At 47.5% G+C, this 6,447-nt stretch carries 6 protein-coding genes and 1 pseudogene; all 7 read left to right on the forward strand.

Annotation, left to right across the window (positions count from 1 at the left end):
- Positions 1-320: 320 nt before the first annotated feature.
- A pseudogene (locus Q9I99_RS11500) lies at positions 321-602 on the forward strand (hypothetical protein); the annotation flags it as partial.
- A gap of 225 nt (positions 603-827) precedes the next feature.
- Entirely contained in the window at positions 828-1,256 is a 429-nt protein-coding gene (locus Q9I99_RS11505; RefSeq protein ID WP_308447947.1) for a factor H binding protein domain-containing protein, read from the forward strand.
- Between the two features lie 263 nt (positions 1,257-1,519).
- On the forward strand, positions 1,520-2,956 hold the full coding sequence (locus Q9I99_RS10995) for a surface lipoprotein assembly modifier (protein WP_301668011.1): 1,437 nt from the start codon (positions 1,520-1,522) through the stop codon (positions 2,954-2,956).
- A gap of 178 nt (positions 2,957-3,134) precedes the next feature.
- Positions 3,135-3,506: a 30S ribosomal protein S12 gene (gene rpsL, locus Q9I99_RS11000; RefSeq protein ID WP_002218431.1), complete on the forward strand. Its 372-nt coding sequence runs from the start codon at positions 3,135-3,137 to the stop codon at positions 3,504-3,506.
- A 117-nt stretch (positions 3,507-3,623) separates the two neighbouring features.
- Entirely contained in the window at positions 3,624-4,094 is a 471-nt protein-coding gene (rpsG, locus tag Q9I99_RS11005; protein ID WP_301668013.1) for a 30S ribosomal protein S7, read from the forward strand.
- A gap of 18 nt (positions 4,095-4,112) precedes the next feature.
- The gene (gene fusA, locus Q9I99_RS11010; RefSeq protein WP_301668012.1) at positions 4,113-6,218 is read left to right on the forward strand and encodes an elongation factor G; all 2,106 of its coding nucleotides are present in this window, start codon (positions 4,113-4,115) and stop codon (positions 6,216-6,218) included.
- 85 nt (positions 6,219-6,303) lie between these two features.
- Positions 6,304-6,447: GTP-binding protein (locus Q9I99_RS11015; protein ID WP_241345700.1), on the forward strand; the 144-nt coding region annotated here is incomplete at its 3' end.

Consider the following 6,447-nt stretch of genomic DNA (forward strand, 5'->3'; position numbering starts at 1 on the left):
GTAGCGACTCCGATCAGCCAAGCGTTTCAGAATCACCGAAAGACAACGCGGGCACGGGTAGCGACTCCGATCAGCCAAGCGTTTCAGAATCACCGAAAGACAACGCGGGCACGGGTAGCGACTCCGGTCAGACAAGCGTTTCAGAACCGCCGAAAGATAATGCGGGCACGGGTAGCGACTCCGGTCAGCCAAGTGTTTCGGAATCACCGAAAGACAACGCGGGCACGGGTAGCGACTCCGGTCAGCCAAGCGTTTCAGAACCGCCGAAAGACAACGCGGGCACGGGTAGCGACTCCGGTCAGCCAAGCGTTTCGGAACAACTGAAAGACAATGCAAATGTTGATACGAAAGATGAAAAAGTTATTGAATATCTGGAGAAATCATCATTAAAAGATGTACCAAAAGAATTGCAAGCCAAAGTATTAGAGGTTAAAGGTGATGAATATACAGGAGCGCGAAAACAATATGCAGGTAAGCTCGGTAAGGGTGAATCCGTCAAGGCAATGCTATTTCTAGACGGCGAAGAGCTGTTTAGTAAGGAACAACTTCAGAAGATGGATGTATATGTTAATGGTAAAAAATACGAAGGTAGTAAGGGGGGTGAGCTAGATGTTCTCCCCAAAGGTTTGAGTGAGCAAAAGATTGAGGTTTACGGTGCGGATAAAGAACAGAATTATGCGCTATCAAAAACTTGGGTTTATGAGCAGCCGTATTCCGTGGTTAGAGGCTATTTTGGCTACGCTCGAAAAGACGGTAATCCTACAAGAGAGAATAGACAAAATCCTGAAGAGATTCCATTTGACTTTGCTCTGAGCGACATTAGAGGCGTGGCAACAGATGAAGACAAATTACCCAAGGCTGGGAGCTTTCAATATGAAGGTCGGGCATTTGGCGGTAATAGGGTTTTATCCAAAGAATCGTTAGATAACCATAATGGCGTATTTAGATACACAATTGATTTTGATCATAGAAAAGGCTCTGGTTCAATTGAAGGAATGGAACAATATGGCAAAATTGAATTAAAAGAAGCTGCTATTGAGAAAATCGCTTATGTAAGGGGCAACACCAGCTTGGGGTTGAAAGACCAGGTTTCTTATTTTGGCGTGAACGAAGGAGTGGCTACGTCAGAGAAGGATAATGAGATTAAAAAGTATCATTTGGGTATTTTTGGCGAAGCGGCTAATGAAGTAGCAGGTGCTGTAAGCCAAGAGCATAAATATGAAGCTGTTATCGGTTTCGGCGGCGAGAAGAAATAGAGAAAGCACTATTTCTATTTAGTGCCGTTTGTCCGGGCAAGATGCCGTCTGAAGTTTCAGACGGCATTTTCTTCAAAAAACAGTCCGCCGAATCGAATGCTGCCAAGCGGCAATGCAATACCTCAAAACAGCAATAATTTCTTTCAAAACAGTTGATTCTTACTGAACGTAAATGGCCGTGTAATACGAAAAGAGAAATGGTGTTGCTGGGCATTTTATTTGAATTTGTTATGAAATTGATGAAATCTAAAAATATCTTTCTTATGGGATACCTAATCGCTTCGGCGACGTTTGCCGAGGATATCGGCGTGCCTGTCGAACCGATTAACGTCGGTAGTCGGGCTGCGATGCCGTCTGAAGGGGAAAGCCTCGCCCTCCTGCCGTTTGCCGAGGATGTGCCGCCGGTTCGCGATGCAATGCCGTCTGAAGCTCCTAAAAGTGCGGCAGGAGGCGATGTTCGAGGCGACCGGATGGGAATGCAGATTAATCGGGCGTTGTTGGCGCGCGACTGGGCGGCACTGAAACGCCTGTTGCCCCAATATGCCGAACAACCGCAATATGATGCGGTGCTGTACCGTTATGCCCTCGGTGCGTTATATCGCAGCGAGATGCGGCAGGGCGAGGCGGCCGATTTATACCGTGAGTTGTTGTCGGAAAGGCCTGACCTTGTTTATCCCCGTTTTGATTTGGGCGTGATGCTGTTTGAAGACAAACAATATCGTGAGGCATTGGTTCAGTTGCACCGGGTCGAGGAGGCGTTGCCGCCCGATATGCGGCAGCTTGCACGGGAATATATCCGTCAGGCGGAAGCGGTGCAGGTGTGGCATCCTTCGTTCAATATGAATTACGAACAAACAGATAATGTAAACAGTGCTTCCCCTTCACGGAACATCATCCTCAACGGCCGGAAATGGACAAAATCGGAAGACAGCCTGCCCAAACGCGCCAACGGGATAAGGTACGAACTGGGTATTGACCGGATGTTTAATATTGCAGGCAATCACTTTGCCCGCTTAGGCATCAGCGGTTCCGGTGTGCATTATTGGAATGCCCGGGATTTTAGCGAACAGGCGTTTCATGCCGAAGTAGGCTACCGTTATCGGAATAGCCGTCTAGAGTGGGGATTTCGACCCTTTGTCGAACAAAACCGGCTGGGCAATAACCGTTATACGGCAAATACGGGTATTGCGTTGGATTACAGCCGCCGTCTGAATGAAAAATGGCGCAGCACCCAATCTCTCCAGTACGGCCGCAAACAATACCATGACGAATATTTGGCAAAACGTTACAACAGTAAAACGATTTCAGTCAGCAGTACGCTCAGCTATTACGCTATGCCGGCTTGGCAGTTGTACGGAGGTATTAGCGGTATGTTTGATAATACTGTGGAGAAAGAGCAGGCTTCACGGCGTTATGGTGTAAGTTTGGGTACGGTGAAAATATTAGACGGCGGTCTTGGACTGAAGTTGGGTGCGGGTTACACGAAACGGGTATTTAAAGCCCCTGCAACATTAATTTACAATTTTACTCGGCGTGATGATGAATATCGGATGAGCGCGGCTTTATGGCATAAAAAACTGTCGTGGAAAGGATTTACACCCCAAATAAATTTCCGTTACAACAAGATCAACAGCAATATGCCCGCCTTTTATTCGCGCAGCGGCAAGGAATGGTTTGTCAGTATAGAAAAAACGTATTGACAGTATTTTCTTCAGTCGTCCGACTGATTGTGAGGGATGTCGGTAAATATTTATCGGCAAACAAGAAAATCATCTTTCTTCTTGTCGTTATGCTTGACTGTATACTTGCAATAAAAATATAATTCCACTCTTGCCGACATGGTGTCGGCAAGTATTTAACTCAACAGGACGAGAAAATATGCCAACTATCAACCAATTGGTACGCAAAGGCCGTCAAAAGCCCGTGTACGTAAACAAAGTGCCCGCACTGGAAGCCTGCCCGCAAAAACGTGGCGTGTGCACCCGTGTATACACAACTACCCCTAAAAAACCTAACTCTGCATTGCGTAAAGTATGTAAAGTTCGCCTGACCAACGGTTTTGAAGTGATTTCATACATCGGTGGTGAAGGCCATAACCTGCAAGAGCACAGCGTTGTACTGATCCGCGGCGGTCGTGTAAAAGACTTGCCAGGTGTACGTTACCACACTGTGCGTGGTTCTTTGGATACTGCAGGTGTTAAAGACCGTAAACAAGCCCGTTCCAAATACGGTGCTAAGCGTCCTAAATAATTACAGGGACTTAAATAGGCACGTCGGCCGCCTAAGCTGAATAACGGCCGAGTAAGTGAATACTCAATTGGGTATTCATGGGAATTGACCCAACTGAATAGATTAAAGGAAATTAAAATGCCAAGACGTAGAGAAGTCCCTAAGCGCGACGTACTGCCAGATCCTAAATTCGGCAGCGTTGAGCTGACTAAATTCATGAACGTATTGATGATTGACGGTAAAAAATCTGTTGCAGAACGTATCGTTTACGGTGCGCTGGAACAAATTGAGAAAAAAACCGGCAAAGTAGCAATCGAAGTATTTAACGAAGCCATTGCAAACGCCAAACCTATCGTGGAAGTGAAAAGCCGCCGTGTAGGTGGTGCAAACTACCAAGTTCCTGTTGAAGTTCGTCCTTTACGCCGTCTGGCTCTTGCAATGCGCTGGGTTCGCGATGCGGCCCGTAAACGTGGTGAGAAATCCATGGATCTGCGTTTGGCAGGCGAATTGATTGATGCGGCTGAAGGTCGTGGCGGTGCGTTGAAAAAACGTGAAGAAGTACACCGTATGGCTGAAGCCAATAAAGCATTCTCTCACTTCCGTTTCTAATTTTGAAAGGCTAATAAAATGGCTCGTAAGACCCCGATCAGCCTGTACCGTAACATCGGTATTTCCGCCCATATTGACGCGGGTAAAACCACTACTACAGAACGTATTTTGTTCTATACCGGTTTGACTCACAAACTGGGCGAGGTGCATGATGGCGCGGCTACTACCGACTACATGGAACAAGAGCAAGAGCGTGGTATTACCATTACCTCCGCTGCCGTTACTTCCTACTGGTCCGGTATGGCGAAACAATTCCCAGAGCACCGCTTCAACATCATCGACACCCCGGGACACGTTGACTTTACCGTAGAGGTAGAGCGTTCTATGCGTGTATTGGACGGCGCGGTAATGGTTTACTGCGCGGTGGGCGGTGTTCAACCCCAATCTGAAACCGTATGGCGGCAAGCCAACAAATACCAAGTGCCGCGCTTGGCGTTTGTAAATAAAATGGACCGTCAGGGTGCCAACTTCTTCCGTGTTGTCGAGCAAATGAAAACCCGTTTGCGCGCAAACCCTGTACCTATCGTCATTCCGGTTGGTGCGGAAGACAGTTTCACCGGTGTTGTCGATTTGCTGAAAATGAAATCTATCATCTGGAATGAAGCCGATAAAGGTACAACCTTTACCTATGGCGATATTCCTGCCGAATTGGTCGAAACTGCCGAAGAATGGCGTCAAAATATGATTGAAGCCGCAGCCGAAGCCAGCGAAGAACTGATGGACAAATACTTGGGCGGTGAAGATCTGACCGAAGAAGAAATCGTAGGCGCGTTGCGTCAACGTACTTTGGCAGGCGAAATTCAGCCTATGCTGTGTGGTTCTGCATTTAAAAACAAAGGTGTTCAACGTATGTTGGACGCAGTTGTAGAATTGCTGCCAGCTCCTACCGATATTCCTCCGGTTCAAGGTGTTAATCCTAACACTGAAGAAGCCGACAGCCGTCAAGCCAGCGATGAAGAGAAATTCTCTGCATTGGCGTTCAAAATGTTGAACGACAAATACGTTGGTCAATTGACCTTTATCCGCGTTTACTCTGGCGTTGTGAAATCCGGTGATACCGTATTGAACTCAGTAAAAGGTACTCGTGAACGTATCGGTCGTTTGGTACAAATGACTGCTGCAGACCGTACTGAAATCGAAGAAGTACGCGCTGGCGACATCGCCGCTGCTATCGGTCTGAAAGACGTTACTACCGGTGAAACCCTGTGTGCTGAAAGCGCACCAATCATCTTGGAGCGCATGGAATTCCCTGAGCCGGTAATCCATATTGCCGTTGAGCCGAAAACCAAAGCTGACCAAGAGAAAATGGGTATCGCCCTGAACCGTCTGGCTAAGGAAGACCCTTCTTTCCGTGTCCGTACAGACGAGGAATCTGGTCAAACCATTATTTCCGGTATGGGTGAGCTGCACTTGGAAATTATTGTTGACCGTATGAAACGCGAATTCGGCGTGGAAGCAAATATCGGTGCGCCTCAAGTGGCTTACCGCGAAACTATCCGCAAAGAAGTCGAAGCCGAATACAAACACGCCAAACAATCCGGTGGTAAAGGTCAATACGGTCACGTTGTGATCAAAATGGAACCTATGGAGCCGGGTGGCGCAGGCTACGAATTTATCGACGAAATTAAAGGTGGTGTGATTCCTCGCGAATTCATTCCGTCTGTCGATAAAGGTATCCGCGATACCCTGCCTAACGGTATCGTTGCAGGCTACCCAGTAGTTGACGTACGTGTACGTTTGATCTTCGGTTCTTCGCACGACGTCGACTCCTCTCAACTGGCCTTCGAATTGGCTGCTTCCCAAGCCTTCAAAGAAGGTATGCGTAAAGCCAATCCTGCTCTGCTTGAGCCAATCATGGCAGTTGAAGTGGAAACCCCTGAAGAATACATGGGTGACGTAATGGGCGACTTGAACCGTCGTCGTGGCGTTGTATTGGGTATGGATGATGACGGTATCGGCGGTAAGAAAGTCCGTGCCGAAGTACCTCTGGCAGAAATGTTCGGTTACTCAACCGACTTGCGTTCTGCAACCCAAGGTCGCGCTACTTACTCCATGGAGTTCAAAAAATACGCTGAAGCTCCTGCTCACGTAGCTGCTGCTGTAACTGAAGCCCGCAAAGGCTAATCAGAAAAGGCCGTCTGAAACTGAAAATAAATTTTCAGACGGCCATTGTTCTTTAATCGATCTTTATATGTAAAGGAATTAGCTCATGGCTAAGGAAAAATTTGAACGTAGCAAACCGCACGTAAACGTTGGCACCATCGGTCACGTTGACCATGGTAAAACCACTCTGACTGCTGCTTTGACTACTATTTTGGCTAAAAAATTCGGTGGCGCTGCAAAAGCTTACGAC

The sequence above is a fragment of the Neisseria basseii genome (genome assembly GCF_962707005.1).
GTDB classification, from domain to species: Bacteria; Pseudomonadota; Gammaproteobacteria; order Burkholderiales; family Neisseriaceae; genus Neisseria; species Neisseria bergeri.